The following is an 18,932-nucleotide window of genomic DNA, read 5'->3' on the forward strand; positions in this document are numbered from 1 at the left end:
GCATGGAACGGTCGATTGCTCAGTCGCGGCGCCTGACCGGGTCACCGAGAAGGCCGGTCAACTCGGCCTCTACGGCTACGAGGAGCGAGGTTCCCCAGACGGTCAGTGTCTGCTCCCAGGGATGCCCGAAGGTGCCCAGCCGCAGGTCATGGGTGACGTGGAGGTAGTAGTCGCCGTTGGGGTAGGTGCCGTAGCCCGGGACAGGGGGACGGCCGGGTACGCCGACGCGACGGGGGTCGTAGCGGTAGCCGTCGTGCTGCCAGTCCAGCCAGTGCACGAACTCCCCGGGCTCGGTGGCGGCGAGCAGTCCGCGTTGGACGATCGCATCGAGCTCCCCGGGGAGGTCAGGGACGAGCCGATGGTGGGAGTGCAGGTTCCAGACGGCCGAGGGGGACGGCTCTGTGATCGCGGGCCGGTAAGTGGTGCTCGGCTTGAAATCGAAGTCCGCGTAGAAGCGGTCCCACAGCGGCCAGTCGTCATGGAGCCAGTCGAGGAACTGCGCGGGCCGGCTGGTCTCAGGGGCGCCCGGCGGGCGCCAGTGGTAGGAGCGGACGGTGGTGGCCTCGGTGAATCCGTTCTCGAGGAGCCGCTCGCGCAAACTGCCGTCGGCCTCGGCGAGCACGGGCCTCCCCGGCCAGGACCGACGACGCCAGCGATCTGTGCAGGCCTGGACGAAGCATGCGTCGTGGCTGCTCAGACCCCCGATGAGAGTGAATGGGTGGGACGTGTCGGGGTGGGCCCAGGCGACCGCGACGACGAGGCCGTCCTCCACCAGGACGTCGACGAAGACGTCGCCGTCTTCCGAGGCTCCGTCGGCCACCATCTCGATGTACGGCATCCCATGTGGGCCGGGGGCACCGACGGCGATCTCCCGGGCCCGGTCACCTTGGCTCCGCACCACGTACAGGTTATGGACTCCGTCCTGGGGTTCGTTCTGAGTCGCGGAGCCGGGCCGCGTCTCGGGCAGGACGTCGGCGATCAGAACGGAACGGGCCCACCCGGCAGTGAAACCTGCCGCGGTCAACGCCGGGCCCAACTCCTCGCAGTCATGCCCGTACACCTTCCACTCCACCGGCTCCCCGCGCTCCGCGAAGGCCTCTTGCTGCCGGCTCACCAGCGCGACAAGGTCGGTCCCGGGCACGATGGGGGCGTGCTCGGCAGTGCCGTGCGTCCCGTAGTGCCGACGCACAACCGGCCCGTCGGCCGCGACCACCACGCCGACCGGATGCCACGCGGGAACGCGCCCTCGCAGCCTGTTCCACTCCGCCCACCGCTCACCCGCATCCATGATCGGGATCCTATGTGGGCCTGAATCCGCCCCGGCGATGGGTCGTGCGGGTTCGTGGGGCCACGGGCCGAGTGGCCAAGCGGTTCGTTCGTTGCGGGTCCTGGGGCCGGAGTGGGCGGGCCATGGGACCCGTGTGTGCTGCTGATGGTCCTGATCCGGTGTTCGTGGGGGGAATCGGGCAGGCCGGCTTCCTAGGCTGGCGGAATCATCCTGTGCCTCTCTTGCTGATCGGAGTCCGTATGTCCGTCGGGATCATGTCTGTGCGCCGCCGTGGTCTGCCGGCGCGTGTGAGCCGCATGCTGCGCGTCCCGCTGCGGGCCCTGGCCGCCGCCGGCGACGACTTGGTGGTCGCGGAGCCCGCCCACGGGTCCGTGTGGGAGCCGGGTAGTCGGCAGGCCGTCGCCTGGTACTTCACCGCAGGAGCCGGCGAGGAAGCGGACGTCGAGCTCGTACGGATGCAGGGCGGCCAAGCCGTCCCCGTCGCCATCCTCGCCGAAGCCGTGCCGGCCGGACGGACCTCGGTCGCCGTCACGGTCCCTGAGGTACCCGCAGGCGTCTATCGTGTCCAGGTCCGGGCCCGGACCGTCCTGGACGGCTTCAGCACCGGTATCCAGATCACCCCGATCGCATCGTGAAGCGCCTCTCCTTCGCACACGACGGCCGCATCGTGACCCTCGCCATGCGCGCGGGCAAGCCCGCCGGCCACAGCGAATCCGATCCCGATGTGGATGTGGATGCTCCATGGCACGCACAGGGGCTGGACGGGATCGTCCCGGTCCCCGCCACGTTCGAAGGGTTCGGGCCCGAGGCCCTCCCCGGGCCGCCGTCCCCGTCCGAGCCGGAACGCATCGCCCGCCTCATGCAGGGCTTCATCTGATACCCCCACCGCCCGCCCTCGGGATCCGGGCGGACCTGCCGCTCTGGTGGGGTGATGGGGCTCCTTGAAAACGGGAAACGGCCACGCCTTGCTCTGGTCTCCCCCTACCTGCTCAGTGGATCTCCCCTGACACAACCGCGCTGGCAGCTTGCATCCTGTACCTAAGTACAGGCTTACCGTCGGAGGTGTAACCACCACTGGGCACGTGATGACGGGAGCAAGAGCGATGAGTGCTCTTGCCTGGGCGCCGCAGTCCTGCACCCTGCCCACCGAGGAGCGGCCTCTGCGGGTCGCCGAGTGGGATGCGCTCTTCTCCGAGCGGCTGACCTCCCGGCCGCAGCCGCTCCACCTGTGCCTCGACCGGGCCGGCGGCGACGGCGTGGAGGAGCGGGTCCGCGACCTGGCGGCCCGGGAGAGCGACTGCTGCTCGTTCTTCACCTTCACCCCCATCCCCGGCGCCGACGTGATCCGGCTGGACATCTCGGTGGACCAGGCGCACGGGCCGGTCTTGGACGCCCTCGCCGCCCGGGCCGCTGCCGCCAGGGAACAGCGATGAGTACGGGCCTGCGCAGCGGACAGGTCGCCGAGACGGCCGGGGTCGCCGACCGGGAAGGTGGCGGGCGTAGTGGTGCAGGGGGGGTGTGCCGCGCACGATGCTCTCCCTCGACAACGTCTTCGACGCCGACTGGGCCGCCGGTCTGGAGCGCCGTCTCGCGCACCCGGTAACCGGGTGGTGCGTGGAGCCGAAGCTCGACGGCCTCGCGGTCGCCGCCCGGTACCGGGGCGGCGGACTCGTTCAGGTCCTCACCCACGCCGCCGACGCCGTCCTCGGTTTGCCGTCCGTGCTCACCCGCCCGAACCGATGTCGAGCTGCGCCCGTACCGGATCGAGCTGACCTTCTTTGCTTAAGCGCGATTGGCCTGGACGACCTCGGCCACGTCGCTCTGCTGGAGACGCCGGCCGAGCTCGGCGCGAGATCGGCCGTCGGCACGGCCGCCGCCCCGGTCAGGTGCGGCACGTGGATTTCTGGGGGTTCGTCAGGCACGTGAGGTAGGTCGGGGGTTGCGGCGCTGGCGTGGCCTTCCGGCTGCCCGGGCCGCCGGTGTGGGTGCGGCCGCGGTCAGACCCGGGTGGTGAGTCGTGCGAGTGCCGTGTCGTAGCGTGCCTGGATCTCGGGGTCCGGTGCTGCGCGCAGGAGGGCGGCGAGGGCTCGGACCGTGCCGTCGTCGTAGCGGGCGGCCTCCGCTTCCCGGGCGGCGAGATCGAGTTGGGCGACGCCGGCGGTGTGGTGGCCGAGTCCGACGAGTGCTTCGCCCTTGATGATGAGCAGCAGGATGTGGGGGATGTCGGTGGTGCCGGGCCGGTAGTTGAAGTCGATGGCGCGGGTGGCTGTGGTGAGGGCTTGGTGCCAGTGGCCGGCGTCGGCCTGGTGGCGGGCGAGGTGCTGGGTGGCGAGGCGTTCGATCCTGCTGTCGCCGATCCGGCGGGCCAGGTCGGCGGCGCGCTCGCAGCTGGTGGCGGCCTGGTCCAGGTCACCGAGGGCGGCTTGGGCCATGGCGAGGACGATCAGGGCGTTGGCCTCGGCGAAGGCGTCGGCGGCACGGGTGGCGAGTACGACGGCGGCCTCCAGATGGACGAGTGCCTCCGGGGTGCGGTCCTCCTCGGTCAGGACCCAGCCGAGCATGTTGAGCACCCGTGCCTCTCCGTGCTCGTCGGCGTCGGCCCGTGCGGCGGCGAGGGCGGTTTCCAGGAGCGGGGCCCAGCCGTCGCGCACCCGCCACACGATGAGCGGCCACATCGTCATGACGATGCGCCAGGTCCGCTCGTGCAGGCGGGCGGTGTCCGCGGCGGCGACCGCCTGGGTGAGGTTGTCGCGCTCGGCGGTGAACCAGGCCACGGCCGCGGCCCGGTCGCCGAACTGGCGCACCGCGGCGGGAGGATGGAAGCCGGCCGGGAGGGGGAAGCAGTCCTCCGAGCCGGGCTCGGCCGCCGCCACGGCGGCGATCGCGGTGGCGGTGTAGTGGTCGAGGACGCGCGCGAGGGTGTCGGGGTGGGCGTCCAGGCCGCGGGCGAAGAGCCGGACCAGGTCGTGCATCGTCCACCGGCCGGGCGCCGTCTCGTTCACCAGGTGTGCTTCGGCGAGGCGCTCCAGGGCCGTCTCCGCGTCGGTCGGGTCAGTGGCGGCCAGGGCCGCGGCGGCGTACCGGTCGACGTGGCTGCCGGGGTGGCGGCCCAGGGCGGCGAACAGAGCGCGGGCATGCTCGGGGAGCTGACGCAGGGTCAGGCGGAGTGCGGCCCGGACACCGGTGTCCTCCAGCTCCAGCAGGCCGAGGCGACGTGTCTCGTCGGCGAGTTCGACGGCCATGGCGGTCAGAGACCGGTCGGGTCGGGTGGCGAGGCGGGCGGCCACCACGCGCACGGCCAGCGGCAGGCCGCCGCACAGCTCGGCCAGTTCCTGTGCGGCCGCCGGCTCGGCGGCAACCCTGTCGGGGCCGAGGACCTGGGCCAGGAGCGCGGTGGCGTCCTGGGCCGGAAGGACGTCGAGGGCCAGGGGGCGGGCGGCGTCGGTGACGATCAGCCCGTCGAGGCGGTGGCGGCTGGTGACGACGGTGACGCAGCGGTCGCCGCCGGGCAGGAGCGGGCGGACCTGGTCGGAGTCGCGGGCGTTGTCGAGGACGACCAACAGCTGCCGGTCTGCGGCCAGGGAGCGGAACAGCGCGGCCGCGGCGTGCTCCGACTCCGGTATCCGCTCCGGCGCAACGCCGAGGGCCAGCAGGAACTCGCGCAGCACCTCGGCGGCGGCCGGCTCGCCCATGTCGCTGAAGCCGCGCAGATCGGCGTAGAGGCGACCGTCGGCCAGGCCGGCCGGGTCGTGGCGGGCCCAGTGCAGGACCAGGGCGGTCTTGCCGACCCCGGCGGGCCCCACCACCAGGCACACCGGGGCCTCGCCCGCGGTGGCCCGGGTGAGCGCGGCGAGCTCGGCCGCCCGGCCGTGGAAACCGCGCGGCGCACGCGGCAGCAGGTCGGGCGCGTTCACAGTGGCCTCCGATGCCAGGGCGGGCACCGGGACGTCCGGCGGCGGGGTGACCGATGGCGGTGTGGCATCCGTGGTGCGGACGGGGCGGGGCCGGCCCGCGCTCGCGGCGGCCTCCAGCTCCCGGGCACCGGCCGGATCCAGGCCCAGCGCCTTCGCCAACGCCTGCACGGTACGGCGCTGCGGTCCGCGGGAGCGGCCCTGCTCCAGGTACGACAGGGTACGCACGCTCACCCCGGCCGTGTGCGCCAGGTGTTCCTGGCTGAGCCCGGCCCGGCGGCGCAGGGCGTGCAGCAGCGTACCGAAGGAGTAGTCGGCCGGTGTGGTCGAGGCCATGCTGATGATCTTCCTGTGTTCGACGTGGCCCCGCCGAACCGCGAACCCAACGCGCAAAAGTATGCGGCCCCTACTTTCGCGGGCGAAATTGCCTGGTCCACGCCCATCCGCACGGGTTGGGTAGAGGAACGAACCCAGGGGCCCGGCAGCAACCGGACCCTGCGGACCACCACCTCCTGCATGCGGAACCTGTCGCGCCCGAGCGCGTAGTCCGCATCGAACACCTCCGGGGAAGTCACGCCGATGCATCATCCGAGCACCACCCTGCGCCGCGCCGGCAGGCGTCTGGGCATCATGTTCCTGGCACTTTTGGCAGCCTGCACCTTCGCGTCCACCAGCGGAATCACATCGGCCCATGCGGTGGCACCGAACCTCACCAACTGGACGGCTGTCGACTGGCACCTGGAAACATACGGGGACGCTGACGCCGACCAGTACGGGACCCAGCGGGCCTGGGACCGCAGGAACCGCTACAACCGCTTCATCAGCGATTTCCGCGCCGCAGTGAGCCAGCAGATGAGCCGTACCAGCGACCGTGACATGTTGGACACCCGGCAGAGCGGGGCCACCGACCGGATCATTGAGGTCCGCGTCTGGACCAATATCGGGGGCGGCCCCGCTGCGAGCCACGTCGCGCTGTACTTCAACGCCGCCAACCTCTACCTCGTGGGATTCTCCTCCCACAACCGGCACTACGAGTTCCACGACAGCAGCCCGCGCGCGGGCGTCAACGACCCCGTCCTGCGCTCGAACCTGGGCGCCCTGATGGGCGTGGCCCGCGGTACGTCCGCCCTGCTCTTCCAGGACCTCGGCTACAGCGGCAACTACAACGCCCTCGACCCCAACGGAGCACGGCAGAACTTCCAGCACACGCCCTGGAACATCGTCAGCGAGGTGGCTGAACTCGCCACCGACCAGCCGCTGGTCCCGAACACTCTGCGCTCTACCCTGGCCAACATCATCGGTATGACCGCCGAGGCCGCCCGGTTCGGGTGGATCGAGCGCCGGATCGACCAGTCCATCGCCTACGGCGGCGACTCAACCGACCCCGGCCGCCCCTCGCACATCGGCAACTTCGGCTACCAGCTTGAGAGGCACTGGGCGGACCTGTCCCGGGTGGCCCACCGTAACCTGGCCGGTACCACCCCCACCTCCGTGAACATCGACGGCCGCGTGTACGCGTCCGCGACGCAGATCGCAATGGGCAGCATGAACACCGACGTCCCCCGGATCGCCCCCTTCATCGGCCTGCTCAGCAGCAAGTGACCATGGGGAGAGATGATCGACAGCCGAGCCGAAGGGCCAGGTCAGCCCGCGGCACCCGGCCGGGCCCTAATCCACTGCGGATTTGGGCCCGGCCGCCGTCCTTCCCCGCAGCCAGGCATGGCTCGCCCTCCGATGAACATTCGCCAGCAAGCGTGAACGGTCACACGGGTCTTCAGCTTGATCTTTAAGAGGTCGGGCAGCGGGCAGGGACGGCGGCCTGGGGCGCGATCCGCATTCGGGCCCCGTCCCACACCACGGTCTCCGCGGGCAGGATCAGCAGGCCAGGCTCTCCGTCGTCCCACGCCGCCCCGGTACGCCGCACCTGCACGGCCGCGCCGCCCGCGCCGGCCATGTAGACCGTTGGATCCACCTCCCAGCCGTGCCCGGCCAGCCACAGCTCCAGCCGGAACATGTCCGACGGCGTCGCCCCCGCGCGGCCACACGTGCGTGTGCTCGATGTCCATCCCAGTCCCCCGTCACGGCCGGAATGCCGGCCGCCGACGATCCTTTCACCCGGCGCTGACACGAGGCTGCCCAATTTCACGGCGCCGGATCGAGTACCAGAGGGTAGGCCGAGGCAAGGGCCGACGCGGGGCGGCTGGCGGCGCGCTCCCACACCCGCGACCGAGCAGGCGCCCCACACCTTGAACGCCCGCCCGAGGGCGGAACGCCCCAAACAAACCGAGACGCCCCAGGCGCCAGCCGCATAACCAAGCACAACAGGGACGCAGCACCCACTGCCTCAACGGATCAGATGGCCGCTGATCTCTGGGGCCTCGGCCTGGACCGCGAAGCGCCGCGAGGCCTACGCCAACGACCTGGCCACCCCGACCTCGCTGATCGAGGTCACCGCGAAGTCCAACCGGTCCAAGGCCGACAAGGACCCCGCCGAGCGGCTGCCCCCGACCTCGACCTACCACTGCGCGTACGTCACCGGCTGGGTCGAGACCAAGCTCCGCTGGTCCCTCACCGCCGACGACCACGAGCGCGAAGCGCTCCTCGATCTCGCCGAGGACTGCCCCGGCGCCACCATCGTCTACGAGACCGTCCCCTTCACCACCACGAAGTAGACGACCTTCTCCTACGAAGGCACGGCCAGCCGGGACCCGATCCGGAACCGCAGCTCCACCGCCCCCTGACAGACCTCCTCGAGCTGCTCGCGATCGTCGAGCCGCGCGACGAGGACTATCACGGCACGCGCCTCGTCCTCGCTGATCAGCTTCAGGCGCGGCCCGGTCGCCCCGTCGAGGAGCACGTCCAGCAAGTCGTCGTCCATACGAGGAACAACGTTCGTGCGGCCCGTGCGTCGCCACTGACCCCCGTCAACACCGCTCCAGGCCGAGCGCGCTGGAGGGTCTGCAGCATGCCCGCCGAAGTCGTCTCCCCCTCGGCGGGTACTGACAGCAGTCCTCCGGTACTGGTGAGAGGAACCCCGACGAACAGTGCTGATCTCGAACGGTCATCGCAGGGAAACCCCTCGCCGTCTCAGCCTGTTCCAGGGAACAGTGCTGCCATGGAGTTCCTCTGCTACCACCGAGACCGCACCGGCTCCCTGTCGCTGCGCTACGAACTGAACGCTGCGCACCTGTCCTACATGCACGGATTCGCGAAGGAGATGATCGCCCGAGGGCCGACCTTCGCTGACGACGGCGAGACCCTCACCGGCAGCGTGCACATCCTCGACCTACCCGATCCCGCTGCCGCCCGCGCGTTCGCCTTCGACGAGCCGAACTATCAGGCCGGCGCCTACCGGGACGTCCTCGTGCGACGGTGGCGCAACACCTTGGGGCGCACCATGTGGGACTTCCCCGGCGGCCGGAACGGAGGCAACCGATACCTGGTGCTCGGCCTCGGCACAGGAGAGGCCGCCGACCTCGCGCTGCCGCCCGAGACGACGGAGCTGATCGCCTACGGACCGCTGCTCTCCGACGACGGGACTCTCTGGCTGGGCACGGCGGCGCTCCTCCGGGCCCCGGACCCGGCCACCGCGCGCGCCATCCTCACACACGACCTGTACGCCGACATCGAGGTGCACAGCTGGGAGTTCGGCGGGCTACCGTCATGAACGAGAATGCCCACCGATGCGATCGCTGGGTTGTGAGGCCCTCGCTGTCTCAGCCGACACCGCGCCCTGGGTCCTCACCCTGCTCCTCGCCGGGTGCGGCTCAGGCGCTCTGTGCGGACAGAGGGAGAGCGGTCCCTGGGAGCCGGCGGTCCCGCCGTCGTCGAGGCGCTGGACAACGGGTTCGCGTACGCCACCCGGTGGACCGTGTCCGCCGTCGCCAGGAGCGGTCGGTGGTCGGGTACCCCCGCGACGCGTGGGAACCCCCTTCTCCTACGTTTCTTCCTGCGAGTCCTGAGAGGCAGCGGCGACTTGCGAGTTCGAGCCCGAGACAGTGATTGACGATGAGTGCCCGTCGAAGTGGACGTTGTGGGGCTGCCGGTCGACGTCATCTGCCAGGAGCTTGAAGAGTGCGAGCACCTCAGGCACGTCTTCCATGTCTTCGGCTTCGTCTTCGGCGGGCCCGATGCCGGCGAGGCGGTACACGGTCTCCTCCAGGACGTGACTGAGCTGATCCAGCTCAGGGCTGTGGCTCAGGTCCTGGGCGTGGAGGAGTCCGAGGATCTCCCGGAAGATCCACGGATCCCGCACTTGAGCCACGATCTGGGGTCGCGTCCGGAGGATCCGTGTCACGGCCATCGCGAGCGTGGATCGGGTCTGCTCGCGGTCCTGTTCTTCAGATTGGGAGGGGGGCGTATCGCCCTGGGGGTCGTTCTGTTGAGGCTCCTGGGGCGATATCGACCTCGGCCCGACCTGGCGTGATACCTCGTCAGGCCGGACCCGCATTGCGTCCGGGCCGGTGGAATCCTCGTGCAGCGGCTCGTAGGCCAGGGCGTGGAACAGCCGGGAGAGGAACGAGCGCGGCGCGCTCCCAGGGGTGGTGCGGGCATCGGCCGGACGTTGCTGGGGCTGTGCGAAGGGCGGGGCCGTCCTGGCGATGTTGGCGAGGGTGCGGAAGGCGAAGGAGTCAGAGCGCACCGTACTGCCCTCCCTGGTTCGCCGTCGCCTCCGGAGCCGGTGACTGCTGCTGAGCCGCCCCCTGCTGGGGATGGGGGACGGGCGTCTGTGCAGGGGCAGCAGCGGCTTCCACGGGCGGGGCCGTCACCGCCACATGGTTGAGGCCTTGTTTCGCCAGCTGCTGCAGGATCTTGGGGGCGGCGATCCCCACCGTCATGGCTGCGAGCGGCCCGGCCACCTGGCCTGACGCGGCGAAGCCCAGGGCGAGCCCGGTCCCCATGCTCAGCCTGATGGCCACGGCGGTCAGGTACGGGGCGAGCGCGGGTTCGCCCTTCTTCTTCCAGGGCCAGCCGTCAGTGGTGTGGATCGCGGTGTAGAGATCCAGGCCCTCGATGAGCGCCGCTCCCAGCAGCCCCCATAAGCACCCTTCCAGAACCGTCATCCCGGCTCCCTCCCGCTGGCGCGGCCAGCCGTCCGTAAGACGCGTCGGGACAGCATCCCAGGCCTCGCCTGCGGGATTCAGGCCGTCCCGGAAACCCGTTCGCCGGGGATGGTCGGAATCCCCGGGCGTCGGTTGCCCGGGCCGCCGGTCACAGCAAGCGCGGGTCCAGCGTCAGCGTGGCCAGGCCGGCCGGGCCGTGGAGGTGGAGGACCGGGCCCGCCGGGGTGGTGGCGACGGTCAGGGCGTGGACGGGGGCGCCGGTGAGCAGGGTGTGCCTGAGGTCGCCGGTCAGGGGGTCCGAGATGCGGACGCCGCTCTGGTTGCCCGAGGCGAGCAGGGTGCGGCCGTGGTCGACGGGGATCGCGGTCAGGGCCAGGGTGTCGGGGGTGTGCCAGTGGGCGACCGGTGAGCCGGCGGCGGCGTCCCAGAGCTGGATGTCCGAGGAGGTCGTGGACGCCAGCATCATCCGCCCGGGTCGCGTAGGAGCGATTTGAACGGTCGAGGTGCAGGGCGAGAAGCGGGTTCTGGCACAGGTCTTGGGGAGCAGCCGCAGAGGGTGACGGTGGCGTTCGATTCGCTCAGAGCGCGATCGGCCGGTAGCTCAGTGCTTCATCGACAATCTGCTCCGCAGATGGGTCTTGAAGGACGTCCGTGGGGTAGAAGACCAGGTCACTCACCCGGGGATGCGGCACGTTCGCCTCAAGAAGCCGCCGATAGTGGTCGCTGTTCGCGGAGGCGGTCAGGAGTCTGCGAACGATCTCAACGAGCTCGTCCCTGGTAATGTCCGCAACCACGGGGCGAGCCGGCCGGGCCGCCTCGTTCGCGAAATCCTCCAGGCTCCTGCTGCCGTCGTATTCAGCGAAGTCGAGAGCCACGTAGTCGTGACCGGTCATCGCGTTGAACGCCGCGATCGCCTCGCACGCCGCTTCTGGACAGGCGGCCAGTAGCTCAGCGATCCGCTCAACTTCAGTACACAGCTCGTTCATTCGCGGCTGGCTCACGGGCAGGGGCAGGGGCAGCAGCTCCGGTCTCAGGTCCACAGCGGCATTATGTGCGGCGGTGCCGACATGCCCCAGCCAAGCTCGTTGTGTGCTGTGAGTTCTCGGTTTGGCGCAGGGTTCGGAGGGCTTGGAGTGCTACTGGAGCAGGATCGTCTTGCGGAGTAGTTCGAATCCGGCGCGGCCGTAGAGCTGCCGTTTGATCTTCTTGATGCGGTTGACGGCGCCCTCGATGCTGCCGGAGCTCCAGCGCAAGGTGAGCCCTGCTGCCACGGCGTCGAGGTCGCGGTGCAGGTGGAGTGCGAAGCCGGTGAGACTGGGTAGCTGACTGGCGTCGACTGCGTCGATCCAGGTGGGCAGTGTCGAGCCAAGGCGGTCGGTAAGGATCTCGCCGAAGTCGCGGACATGCCCGGCGGCCTGCTCCAGTCGGGGCAGCGGGCCAGGACCCCCTTCAGACCAGCCTTGTCTTCCTCTGTCGGGTTGTTCACGAGTACCGCTGATCAGGCACGCGTGAAGCCCTTGAAGGTCGCTTCCCGCGAGCTGGGTGATCGTTTCCCGGGTGTGGGACGGATCAGTCCCACCAGAAGTCCCAGCGGTGGGCGCCGGTGATCCGCGCTGCGTACGCGGCCAGGGTGTACGGCCTGCAGCCCTGCCAGATGTTGTCCGGGCACAGGGCGAAGTCCTCGGCCGCTACCAGGAGCGCATCCTGCTCGCTCACCGGCGGCGCGGCGACGCTGAGGTGCAGCGTGTCGAACCCCGCTGCGACGACACGGGCCGAACCGGTGCTCCCAGTCCAGGAGGACCACGGAGATCCTCGCGGTGTCGTTGTCGTAGTTGCAGGGTCCGAACCAGCCCGCGGCCGTCAGCGCTGCGGCACCCGAGCCTGCGGCGATCAGCCCCAGACGTGTCTGCGGCCGGTCGACGAGGAAAGCCCCGGTTCCCCCAAGGACGGAACTCACCGTCCTTGGGGTCCAGTGCATCGAGCAGCAGGGGCCACACGCCTGTGTGGGGGTGCTGGTCGCGGATCCGCTTCCACGTCTCCGCGGGTACGGCGCCGTCACTCAGCCACAGAGCCTGGACGTCTCCGTCGCCTTCATCGGACGTGATCAATCTGCCGGGCGGGAGGGGGCGGCAAAAGTCGTCAGTAGCTCAGGGGTCACGGGCGGATGCTAGTCGGGGCCCCTGACATGCTCGTGATCACCTGCTCAGCCTCGGCGGTTGGCGTCCATCCATTCGTCGCTGTTCCACATGACGGGCATGGCACCGACCGGGTCAAATCGAATGTCGGGGTCGTTGCTGTGAACCAGGCAGATCAGCCGGCGCTGAAGTACGGCAGCACGGCGGGCCCGGTCGGCGATGATGTCGAGTACGATTTGCGCGGCCCGCGGGCAGGTAGCTGCAAATCGGTCGTAGTCGGTGAAGGCGAGAACCAGCCCCGCGCCTTCCACAGAGTCATCGTCGTAGCCGCCGTAGCAGGCGACATCGCCGAGGCAGTCGTTGAGCGCGTCGAGGTTGTGGCCGTAGTAGTCGGGAAAGTGCAGGGCGGCGGCGATGGCGCGGTGCATGTCCTTCTCCGTGCTCCATTGGCCTGCTGCCAGCCGGATGGCGCGGAAGTCACGGTCTTCGAGACGCTGCACGGCCTGGTTGAGGAGACGCTGGCGCCAGAAGAGGGTGACGAACGTGTTGCCCATGTACTCGATGCCGGGGAAGCCGGCCTTCGACGTTCTCGGCGCCGGCTTCGAGGCGGCGTGGCGGCGGTATTCGTCAAGCAGTCGGAAGAACTCCTCGACCGGGTTGGAGTCCTCAGGCGTGGTGCGTTCGATCTCGGCAGCCCAGCTGAGGGAACTGGATGTCCCTCGGCTCACGTGAAGCCATTGCGTGAACCGCTCTTCGGGCCAGAAGTCGAAGGGTTCGTCGATCGCGTGCACGCCCAGGGCGACGCGGTAGCCGGCGAGGAGCGCTTCCAGGTGACGCAGTGAGTGACCCGGCAGCCACATGCCGGGGCGGAGGCGGATCTGCTCGAGGACGTCGTACACGTCCGTGCAGTCCTGCCAGTGCTTGACGGTGTTCTGCGCGCTGTCCTCTATCGGCATGGTGTGAGCCTACGGGGCGGGCAGGAGTGGTCTTTCAGCGCAGGGGTGCGGACCCGCGGCGGGCGAGGGCGGTCGTTGGGGGGCATCTGTGCCACCGCGCGATCCTCTTCACCCCCACAGGCACCGAAGGCCGGCTGCTGCTCCAGAGCAGGCGCGGCTCCCTGATCCAGGACCGATTCCCCGACCTGACGGCTGCCGCCGCCCAGCTGCCCGACGGCCTGGTCCTCGACGGCGAGCTCGTCGTCTGGGCCACAGAAGCTGGCCACCTGTCCTTCGAAGCCCTCCAGTGCTGGGCCGCAGCCCGCGAGCGTACCGCAGCCGCGCTCGCCGCGAAGAACCCGGCCTTCTTCATCGTCTTCGACGCCCTGCAGTTGGACGGCACGGCACTGCTCACTCTCCCCGATCGCGAGCGTCAGCGCCGGCTCGAGGTCCTGTTCGCGGCCCGGGAGCTGACCACCCCTTGGATGTGGTGCCCGATGACCACCGCCCCGGCCACGGCCACGGAGTAAATGGAGCACTGGACGGACGTCCACGGCGTCGAGGGCGTGGTGGCGAAGCGGGCGGCGTCCCCGTACAGGGGCGGCCAGCGCATCTGGCAGAAGGGCCGGCACACGCAGAACGTCGACGCCAGAGTGATCGGGTACACCGGCACCCTGGCTCGGCCCCACCACCTCGTCGTCGCACTTCCCGACGGCAGGATCGCGCGCTCCCAACGGCTCACCGCGCTACTGGCGAGCGAGATCGCGGCATCCCTGCAAGCCCCAGACGAGAAGGGAACGGGCCGCACCGAGGACGGGGAGACGTACCGCAGGGCGAGCGGCGTCATGATGGTGGAGGTCGCGGCGGGGACCACCCGGCACCCCGTGGTCACGGTCATAAGGCGTCACGACTGAGGCAGCCCACGCCATCCCTATCCATGCGGTCCGCGCCAGTGCCTGAAGACGTCGGGCCGGCCCGTCCGTCACCCTCAAAACGCCGGTCCTCGATCGGGGCGTACCTACTTGCCTACAGCAGCCCAAAGATGTGGGCGGCCCACAAGCCACCGCTCCCCGCCCGTGCAGCCGTTTGATCCGGCGTCCCGCCGCGACCGCGATCGTGTCCACGGTGTCGTCGCACATGAACGGCCAGCCCGGTCGCAAACGAGATCACGCTTCGTCTGCAACGGGAGTGTCACCGTCACCCCACTGCATGAGCACACAGAGAGTCGTCTGACAGCCGTCAGCTCCTCGTCGATCCGCTGATGCAGAGCCGTGGTCGGCCCGTACGGTCGAGTACCGCGCTCCGTCCTCGGGCTGTCCGGGGTGGACCAGCGGCGGTAGGAGGTCCCGTTTGTCCGTCGGGTCGGTGATCCTTGGATGATGCGTGCCGCCCGCCTGATCCGTATGGCTCTCCTGATCCAGTCGAACCCCGGCCTAACCGCGGCTGCCCTCGCCCGTGAGCTGGAGATCTCCGAGCGGACCGTGATGCGCGACGCACAGGCGTTGCAGGAGGCCGGTGTCCCCGTCCGATCGGAGCGGGGCCGGGTGGGCGGGTACTTCCTGGCCGCGGGATACCGGACCCGTCTCACCACGCTCCATCCGAACGAGGCGGAAACGCTCTTCCTGTTCGGTCTGCCCTCGGCGCTGCAGGATCTGGGGCTGTCGGACGCGGCGGAAACGGCCCGGCTGAAGCTGACCGCGACCCTGCTCCCGTCGGTGCGCCAGGCCGCCGAGTCCTCGGTGCGCCGCTTCCACCTCGACGCCCCGGCCTGGTTCCGCGAACCCGCCACCCCGCAACTGCTGCCGGAGCTGGCCCGCGCGGTCTGGGCGGACCGGGCCGTCCAGTTGTCCTACGCACGGCCTTCCAGGGCCGACGCCCGGTCCTCCGCAGTGGTGCGGGTGGTGGAGCCGTACGGGCTCGTACTGAAGGCCGGCACCTGGTACGTCGTGGCCCGCATCCCCAGTGAGCAGGACGGCCGCGACGGCGGTTGGCGTACCTACCGCGTCGACCGAATCGCCGCCCTGGAACCCGTTCCCGGCTCGGAGGCGCCCTTCGTGCGCGATCCGTCCTTCGATCTGGCCGCACACTGGGAGGCCCGCTCGGCCGCCTTCGCCCGCACCCTGCTGTCCACCACCGTCACGATCCGGCTGACCGGCGGGGGGCTACGACGGCTGCCCGCAGTCGTGGACGGGGCCGCCGTCATGGACGCGCTCGCCTCCGCGAGCGCCCCCGACCCCGCCGGTCTGGTCACCCTCGACCTGCCGGTGGAGTCCGAGGAGGTCGCCTTCGACCAGTTGGCCCGGCTCGGTGCGGACGCCGAGGTGCTGGCCCCGGCTCGCCTGCGCGCCCGCTTCCGCGAGCGCGCCGCAGCCCTGGCCGCCGTCTACAAGGCGGACTCCCGGGAGGGGGACCTCGATGAAGCCGAGGCTCAGCGGTAGTCCTCGGGGGAGGCTTCCTTCCCGCCATACGTGACGTCCTCGAAGTAGGCCCAGGCGTCCGGCCGGCTGCCGTCCACGTCCGTCACCCCGTACACCCTGGCAAGTTCCCCGCTGGAGGTGGACTTGCCGTTCCACCGCTTCGCCCGGTCCGGGTCGGCGGCGAGCGCCGCGACCGTGCGGGCCAGGTAGCGCGGGGACTCCGCGATCGCGAAGGCCGGCTCCTGGGCGATCGCGTCGCGCCAGTTCTCCTCGCTCACACCGAAGTGGGAGAGCATCTGCTCCGAGCGCAGGAAGCCCGGCGAGACTGCGACCGCCGTGCCTCCGTACTCCGCCAGCTCATGCCCCAGCCCGAACGCGAGACGGATTGGGGCGTTCTTCGCCAAGTCGTAGTACATGTTCTCCCGGTAGCGGCGGTTGGAGTGCGCGGTGCCGTCGGTCACCTCCACGTGCAGCGGCGCGGCGGATCGGATGAGCAGCGGGAGCAGCAGCGCCGCCGTGATCACGTGCGAGCGTGCACCGAGCTCCAGGATCCGCAGGCCGTCAGCGAGCGGTGTTTCCCAGCTCTTCTTCCCGAACACCGAGGTGGTCAGAAGGTGCTCGCCGCCCCACAGGTCGTTGACGAGGATGTCGAGGCGCCCGTAGTCCCGGGCGATCCGGTCGGCGAGGGCGCGGACCTGGGCTTCGTCGAGATGGTCGGTGGGGACCGCGATCCCGGTGCCCCCCACTGCGGTGACGAGTTCGGCGCTCTCCTCGATGGTCTCGGTGGTCCGGCCGACCTCGCTGACCCGGGCCCGGGTGGTACGACCGGTGACATACACGGTCGCCCCTGCCCGGCCCAGTTCCACAGCCAGAGCCCGGCCCGCCCCGCGGGTAGCACCCGCCACGAGCGCGACCCGCCCAGCGAGCAGACCTTCCGGGCCGGTTTGCACACTGTTCACACTGTTCTGGATGGTGATGTCCTTGTTGGTCATGCCATCCATCGTTCATGCCAAAACTGACAGAACACGTCACCTTTTCTCCAAGGACCCGCACAGCACCCCGATCCCGACTTGCCGGCTCCTACGCCAGCTGCGCGTGTCCGGGTTCTCGCAGTTCCAGCGCCAAGCTCCGGCGTTCGAGCCGGCCCGGGCCGCCGGTCAGAGTGCGGCTGCGGTCAGACCCGGGTGGTGAGTCGTGCGAGTGCCGTGTCGTACCGCGCCCGGACCTCCGCTCCCGGGGCCGCCTCCAGGAGGGCGCCGAGGGCTCTTACCGCGCCGTCGTCATAGCCGGCGCCCTCCACCTCCCGCGCAGCGCGGTCGAGCTCGGTGATGCCGTCGACGTGGTCGCCGAGTCCGAGCAGTGCTTCGCCCTTGATGATGAGCAGCAGGATGTGGGGGATGTCGGTGGTGTCGGGGCAGTAGTCGAAGTCCAGGGCGTGGTTGGCGGTGTCGAGGGCTTGCTGCCAGTGGCCGGCGTCGGCTTGGTGGCGGGCGAGTTGCTGGGTGGCGAGGCGTTCGATCCAGCGGTCGCCGCTGTGGCGGGCCAGGTCGGCCGCACGGTCGCAGCTCTCCACGGCCCGGTCGAGGTGGCCGAGGGTGGCTTGGGCCATGGCGAGCACGATCAGGGCGTTGGCTTCGGCGAACGCGTCGTCGGTGCGGGTGGCGAGCGCGACGGCGGCTTCCAGGTGGACGAGCGCCTCGGGGTGCGGTCTTCTTCAGTGAGGACCCAGCCGAGCATGTTGAGCACCGGTGCCTCGCCGTGCTCGTCGGCGGCGGCGACCGCCTGGGTGAGGTTGTCGCGCTCGGCGGTGAACCAGGCCACGGCCGCGGCCCGGTCGCCGAACTGGCACACCGCGGCGGGAGGGTGGAAGCCGGCCGGGAGGAGTCCTCCGAGCCGGGCTCGGCCGCCGCCACGCCCGCGATCGCGGTGGCGGTGGCGGTGTAATGGTCGAGGACGCACGCGAGGGCGTCGGTCCCGGCAGATGACCCTGATCTCGGGGTGGTCGGCGAGCCGGGAGGCCACGGTGTCCGCGGTGCGGTCGGGCAGGAGGTCGATGGGCCGTCGCGTTTCGACGTCGATGAGGACCGTGCCGTAGGTAGCGTCCCTGCGGAACGCGAACCCGTCGATCCCCAGCACCGTGACCTGGGCGGATGGTAGGTCCGGGAGTCGCTGAAGTTCCCGCAGGACCACGTCCCGGCTCGCCCGTACCGGCAGGTAGCCGGCGAGCCGGGCACCGGCGCGGCCTCCGACGGCGAGCCCGATCGCCTGCACCATCCGGACGAGGGCCGTGGTTCGGCGACGGTATCGCGTGGTCAGGCTCGATACCTGCGCCGCCATGGTCCGACGGGAGCACAGGCCGTTGTCGCAGAAGAACCGGCGGATCCGCAGGCGGAGTAGCACCCGTCGCCCGCCCAGCGGGCGGTCCGCCAGGCTCCGCACATACGTGCTGTGCACGCGCGACGCCGACGCGCCGCACGACGGACACGGCACCGTCCGCTGCCGAGCATGCAGGTCGATCCGCACCGCCTCCCCCACGACGTCCACGGCGTCGATGACCAGCCCCTCGACATCGGGCCACACCAGATCCCAAAAATGTTCGGCCCCCACGAACACCATGCTGGCGAACGGATATTTCCGGTCATGACAGATGTTTAGAAGTGACCGTCACGAAATATCCGCCACAGCCGTCTTCTCCCAAGAATCCCCCATAACGGGCTGGAGGCCGGCGGTCAGCCTCGCAGGGTGGTGATGGCCTTCTCGATGCGGCGTTGGCGCGTCTCGGGCTTCTTCGCGCTCTCGATGGCGCGCACGTGCTCGCGCTTGCGGCTGTGCGTGAGGGTGTCGTAGGCGGCGCGGGCGGCCGGGTCTTCGTCCAGGGCACGGGCGAAGTCCTCAGGCTCGACGACGACGCGCGGCTCGGTGTCGAGCTCGACCTCGACCTCGATCTCCTCGCCGATCTCCACCTCTGCGGCCTGCCGGTTGGCATGGCTGAGGCCGATCAAGTGGCGGCCGCGCAGGAGGGCGATCCTGCTCTGCCAGGAATGCCCGTTGATCGTGATCGTCACCGGCGGCCGCGAGCCCTCGCCGAGCGCTGCCACCACCTCGGGCGGAACCTCGAGTCCCCGCATGGGCTCGGGTGGTTCAACGATGGAGTGAAACTTCAAGATCTTCCCCTGTGTTCCC

General features: G+C 70.1%; 24 protein-coding genes and 1 pseudogene. 10 read left to right on the forward strand and 15 right to left on the reverse strand.

The features are described 5' to 3' along the window. Positions 1–19: 19 nt before the first annotated feature. Positions 20–1,288, reverse strand: coding sequence for a DUF2716 domain-containing protein (locus tag ACZ60J_RS07310; protein ID WP_469679470.1), 1,269 nt, complete (start codon positions 1,286–1,288; stop codon positions 20–22). A gap of 296 nt (positions 1,289–1,584) precedes the next feature. Between ACZ60J_RS07310 and ACZ60J_RS07315 the strand changes: the two genes are divergently transcribed. The 4 genes from ACZ60J_RS07315 to ACZ60J_RS07330 all read left to right on the forward strand — a co-directional run bounded on the left by ACZ60J_RS07315 (position 1,585) and on the right by ACZ60J_RS07330 (position 3,214). Further along, positions 1,585–1,923: a Ser-Thr-rich GPI-anchored membrane family protein gene (locus ACZ60J_RS07315; RefSeq protein WP_469680253.1), complete on the forward strand. Its 339-nt coding sequence runs from the start codon at positions 1,585–1,587 to the stop codon at positions 1,921–1,923. After that, the gene (locus tag ACZ60J_RS07320) at positions 1,920–2,165 is read left to right on the forward strand and encodes a hypothetical protein (RefSeq protein WP_469679471.1); all 246 of its coding nucleotides are present in this window, start codon (positions 1,920–1,922) and stop codon (positions 2,163–2,165) included. The genes ACZ60J_RS07315 and ACZ60J_RS07320 overlap by 4 nt, the downstream gene beginning before the upstream one ends. Before the next feature lie 226 nt (positions 2,166–2,391). Next, positions 2,392–2,721: a hypothetical protein gene (locus ACZ60J_RS07325; protein WP_469679472.1), complete on the forward strand. Its 330-nt coding sequence runs from the start codon at positions 2,392–2,394 to the stop codon at positions 2,719–2,721. Positions 2,722–2,818: 97 nt separating this feature from the next. Next, positions 2,819–3,214, forward strand: coding sequence for a hypothetical protein (locus tag ACZ60J_RS07330; RefSeq protein ID WP_469679473.1), 396 nt, complete (start codon positions 2,819–2,821; stop codon positions 3,212–3,214). Positions 3,215–3,285: 71 nt separating this feature from the next. On the opposite strand, the gene ACZ60J_RS07335 is transcribed toward ACZ60J_RS07330, so the two are convergent. Beyond that, positions 3,286–5,535 carry a helix-turn-helix domain-containing protein gene (locus ACZ60J_RS07335; RefSeq protein WP_469679474.1) on the reverse strand — a complete coding sequence of 750 codons (2,250 nt, stop codon included), beginning with the start codon at positions 5,533–5,535 and terminating at the stop codon, positions 3,286–3,288. A gap of 243 nt (positions 5,536–5,778) precedes the next feature. Here ACZ60J_RS07335 and ACZ60J_RS07340 point away from each other — a divergent pair, with 243 nt between their 5' ends. Further along, positions 5,779–6,801 (forward strand): ribosome-inactivating family protein, encoded by a 1,023-nt coding sequence (locus tag ACZ60J_RS07340; protein ID WP_469679475.1) that lies wholly within the window; start codon positions 5,779–5,781, stop codon positions 6,799–6,801. 184 nt (positions 6,802–6,985) lie between these two features. Here the strand turns inward: ACZ60J_RS07340 and ACZ60J_RS07345 are convergent, their stop codons facing one another. Next, entirely contained in the window at positions 6,986–7,213 is a 228-nt protein-coding gene (locus ACZ60J_RS07345) for a hypothetical protein (protein ID WP_469679476.1), read from the reverse strand. Between the two features lie 325 nt (positions 7,214–7,538). Between ACZ60J_RS07345 and ACZ60J_RS07350 the strand changes: the two genes are divergently transcribed. Then, a complete protein-coding gene (locus tag ACZ60J_RS07350) occupies positions 7,539–7,871 on the forward strand; it encodes a GmrSD restriction endonuclease domain-containing protein (protein WP_469680255.1) in 333 nt (110 codons plus the stop codon). 11 nt (positions 7,872–7,882) lie between these two features. Here ACZ60J_RS07350 and ACZ60J_RS07355 read toward each other — a convergent pair whose 3' ends face one another. After that, positions 7,883–8,077, reverse strand: a complete 195-nt coding sequence (locus tag ACZ60J_RS07355) for a hypothetical protein (protein ID WP_469679477.1) — start codon at positions 8,075–8,077, stop codon at positions 7,883–7,885. 237 nt (positions 8,078–8,314) lie between these two features. Here ACZ60J_RS07355 and ACZ60J_RS07360 point away from each other — a divergent pair, with 237 nt between their 5' ends. Beyond that, on the forward strand, positions 8,315–8,866 hold the full coding sequence (locus ACZ60J_RS07360; protein ID WP_469679478.1) for a YciI family protein: 552 nt from the start codon (positions 8,315–8,317) through the stop codon (positions 8,864–8,866). 270 nt (positions 8,867–9,136) lie between these two features. Here ACZ60J_RS07360 and ACZ60J_RS07365 read toward each other — a convergent pair whose 3' ends face one another. The 7 genes and pseudogenes from ACZ60J_RS07365 to ACZ60J_RS07395 all read right to left on the reverse strand — a co-directional run bounded on the left by ACZ60J_RS07365 (position 9,137) and on the right by ACZ60J_RS07395 (position 13,353). Next, positions 9,137–9,841: a hypothetical protein gene (locus ACZ60J_RS07365; protein ID WP_469679479.1), complete on the reverse strand. Its 705-nt coding sequence runs from the start codon at positions 9,839–9,841 to the stop codon at positions 9,137–9,139. Next, positions 9,831–10,262 carry a hypothetical protein gene (locus ACZ60J_RS07370; protein ID WP_469679480.1) on the reverse strand — a complete coding sequence of 144 codons (432 nt, stop codon included), beginning with the start codon at positions 10,260–10,262 and terminating at the stop codon, positions 9,831–9,833. The genes ACZ60J_RS07365 and ACZ60J_RS07370 overlap by 11 nt, the downstream gene beginning before the upstream one ends. Before the next feature lie 148 nt (positions 10,263–10,410). Beyond that, positions 10,411–10,728 carry a hypothetical protein gene (locus ACZ60J_RS07375; RefSeq protein ID WP_469679481.1) on the reverse strand — a complete coding sequence of 106 codons (318 nt, stop codon included), beginning with the start codon at positions 10,726–10,728 and terminating at the stop codon, positions 10,411–10,413. A gap of 112 nt (positions 10,729–10,840) precedes the next feature. Then, a complete protein-coding gene (locus ACZ60J_RS07380; protein WP_469679482.1) occupies positions 10,841–11,302 on the reverse strand; it encodes a hypothetical protein in 462 nt (153 codons plus the stop codon). A 96-nt stretch (positions 11,303–11,398) separates the two neighbouring features. Next, a complete protein-coding gene (locus tag ACZ60J_RS07385) occupies positions 11,399–11,809 on the reverse strand; it encodes a transposase (protein WP_469680256.1) in 411 nt (136 codons plus the stop codon). 22 nt (positions 11,810–11,831) lie between these two features. After that, positions 11,832–12,240, reverse strand: a pseudogene (locus ACZ60J_RS07390) (DUF4253 domain-containing protein). A gap of 225 nt (positions 12,241–12,465) precedes the next feature. Beyond that, complete coding sequence (locus tag ACZ60J_RS07395; protein WP_469679483.1) at positions 12,466–13,353, reverse strand: barstar family protein; 888 nt, start codon at positions 13,351–13,353, stop codon at positions 12,466–12,468. Between the two features lie 26 nt (positions 13,354–13,379). Here ACZ60J_RS07395 and ACZ60J_RS07400 point away from each other — a divergent pair, with 26 nt between their 5' ends. The 3 genes from ACZ60J_RS07400 to ACZ60J_RS07410 all read left to right on the forward strand — a co-directional run bounded on the left by ACZ60J_RS07400 (position 13,380) and on the right by ACZ60J_RS07410 (position 15,770). After that, complete coding sequence (locus tag ACZ60J_RS07400; RefSeq protein ID WP_469679484.1) at positions 13,380–13,862, forward strand: ATP-dependent DNA ligase; 483 nt, start codon at positions 13,380–13,382, stop codon at positions 13,860–13,862. Continuing rightward, complete coding sequence (locus ACZ60J_RS07405; RefSeq protein WP_469679485.1) at positions 13,863–14,246, forward strand: DNA ligase-like domain-containing protein; 384 nt, start codon at positions 13,863–13,865, stop codon at positions 14,244–14,246. Positions 14,247–14,711: 465 nt separating this feature from the next. Next, positions 14,712–15,770 carry a helix-turn-helix transcriptional regulator gene (locus ACZ60J_RS07410; RefSeq protein WP_469679486.1) on the forward strand — a complete coding sequence of 353 codons (1,059 nt, stop codon included), beginning with the start codon at positions 14,712–14,714 and terminating at the stop codon, positions 15,768–15,770. Here ACZ60J_RS07410 and ACZ60J_RS07415 read toward each other — a convergent pair. The 4 genes from ACZ60J_RS07415 to ACZ60J_RS07430 form a co-directional block, all read right to left on the reverse strand. Beyond that, positions 15,761–16,741 (reverse strand): SDR family oxidoreductase, encoded by a 981-nt coding sequence (locus ACZ60J_RS07415; protein WP_469679487.1) that lies wholly within the window; start codon positions 16,739–16,741, stop codon positions 15,761–15,763. The genes ACZ60J_RS07410 and ACZ60J_RS07415 overlap by 10 nt on opposite strands. 182 nt (positions 16,742–16,923) lie before the next feature. Further along, a complete protein-coding gene (locus ACZ60J_RS07420) occupies positions 16,924–17,358 on the reverse strand; it encodes a hypothetical protein (protein WP_469679488.1) in 435 nt (144 codons plus the stop codon). A gap of 11 nt (positions 17,359–17,369) precedes the next feature. Further along, entirely contained in the window at positions 17,370–18,365 is a 996-nt protein-coding gene (locus ACZ60J_RS07425) for a transposase family protein (protein WP_469679489.1), read from the reverse strand. A 113-nt stretch (positions 18,366–18,478) separates the two neighbouring features. Next, positions 18,479–18,877: a YdeI/OmpD-associated family protein gene (locus tag ACZ60J_RS07430; protein WP_469679490.1), complete on the reverse strand. Its 399-nt coding sequence runs from the start codon at positions 18,875–18,877 to the stop codon at positions 18,479–18,481. Positions 18,878–18,932 lie beyond the last annotated feature (55 nt).

This window comes from Streptomyces sp. NPDC104226, from assembly GCF_055584085.1.

Bases quoted from the DNA above. Each gene is read 5' to 3' on its own strand.
- ACZ60J_RS07415 (WP_469679487.1), bottom strand. From the start codon at position 16,741: ATGACCAACAAGGACATCACCATCCAGAACAGTGTGAACAGTGTGCAA.
- ACZ60J_RS07315 (WP_469680253.1), top strand. From the start codon at position 1,585: ATGCTGCGCGTCCCGCTGCGGGCCCTGGCCGCCGCCGGCGACGACTTG.
- ACZ60J_RS07310 (WP_469679470.1), bottom strand. From the start codon at position 1,288: ATGGATGCGGGTGAGCGGTGGGCGGAGTGGAACAGGCTGCGAGGGCGC.
- ACZ60J_RS07405 (WP_469679485.1), top strand. From the start codon at position 13,863: ATGGAGCACTGGACGGACGTCCACGGCGTCGAGGGCGTGGTGGCGAAG.
- ACZ60J_RS07340 (WP_469679475.1), top strand. From the start codon at position 5,779: ATGCATCATCCGAGCACCACCCTGCGCCGCGCCGGCAGGCGTCTGGGC.
- ACZ60J_RS07410 (WP_469679486.1), top strand. From the start codon at position 14,712: ATGCGTGCCGCCCGCCTGATCCGTATGGCTCTCCTGATCCAGTCGAAC.
- ACZ60J_RS07360 (WP_469679478.1), top strand. From the start codon at position 8,315: ATGGAGTTCCTCTGCTACCACCGAGACCGCACCGGCTCCCTGTCGCTG.
- ACZ60J_RS07335 (WP_469679474.1), bottom strand. From the start codon at position 5,535: ATGGCCTCGACCACACCGGCCGACTACTCCTTCGGTACGCTGCTGCAC.
- ACZ60J_RS07425 (WP_469679489.1), bottom strand. From the start codon at position 18,365: ATGGTGTTCGTGGGGGCCGAACATTTTTGGGATCTGGTGTGGCCCGAT.
- ACZ60J_RS07420 (WP_469679488.1), bottom strand. From the start codon at position 17,358: ATGGCCCAAGCCACCCTCGGCCACCTCGACCGGGCCGTGGAGAGCTGC.
- ACZ60J_RS07355 (WP_469679477.1), bottom strand. From the start codon at position 8,077: ATGGACGACGACTTGCTGGACGTGCTCCTCGACGGGGCGACCGGGCCG.
- ACZ60J_RS07430 (WP_469679490.1), bottom strand. From the start codon at position 18,877: ATGCGGGGACTCGAGGTTCCGCCCGAGGTGGTGGCAGCGCTCGGCGAG.
- ACZ60J_RS07345 (WP_469679476.1), bottom strand. From the start codon at position 7,213: ATGTTCCGGCTGGAGCTGTGGCTGGCCGGGCACGGCTGGGAGGTGGAT.
- ACZ60J_RS07375 (WP_469679481.1), bottom strand. From the start codon at position 10,728: ATGATGCTGGCGTCCACGACCTCCTCGGACATCCAGCTCTGGGACGCC.
- ACZ60J_RS07370 (WP_469679480.1), bottom strand. From the start codon at position 10,262: ATGACGGTTCTGGAAGGGTGCTTATGGGGGCTGCTGGGAGCGGCGCTC.
- ACZ60J_RS07325 (WP_469679472.1), top strand. From the start codon at position 2,392: ATGAGTGCTCTTGCCTGGGCGCCGCAGTCCTGCACCCTGCCCACCGAG.
- ACZ60J_RS07330 (WP_469679473.1), top strand. From the start codon at position 2,819: ATGCTCTCCCTCGACAACGTCTTCGACGCCGACTGGGCCGCCGGTCTG.
- ACZ60J_RS07395 (WP_469679483.1), bottom strand. From the start codon at position 13,353: ATGCCGATAGAGGACAGCGCGCAGAACACCGTCAAGCACTGGCAGGAC.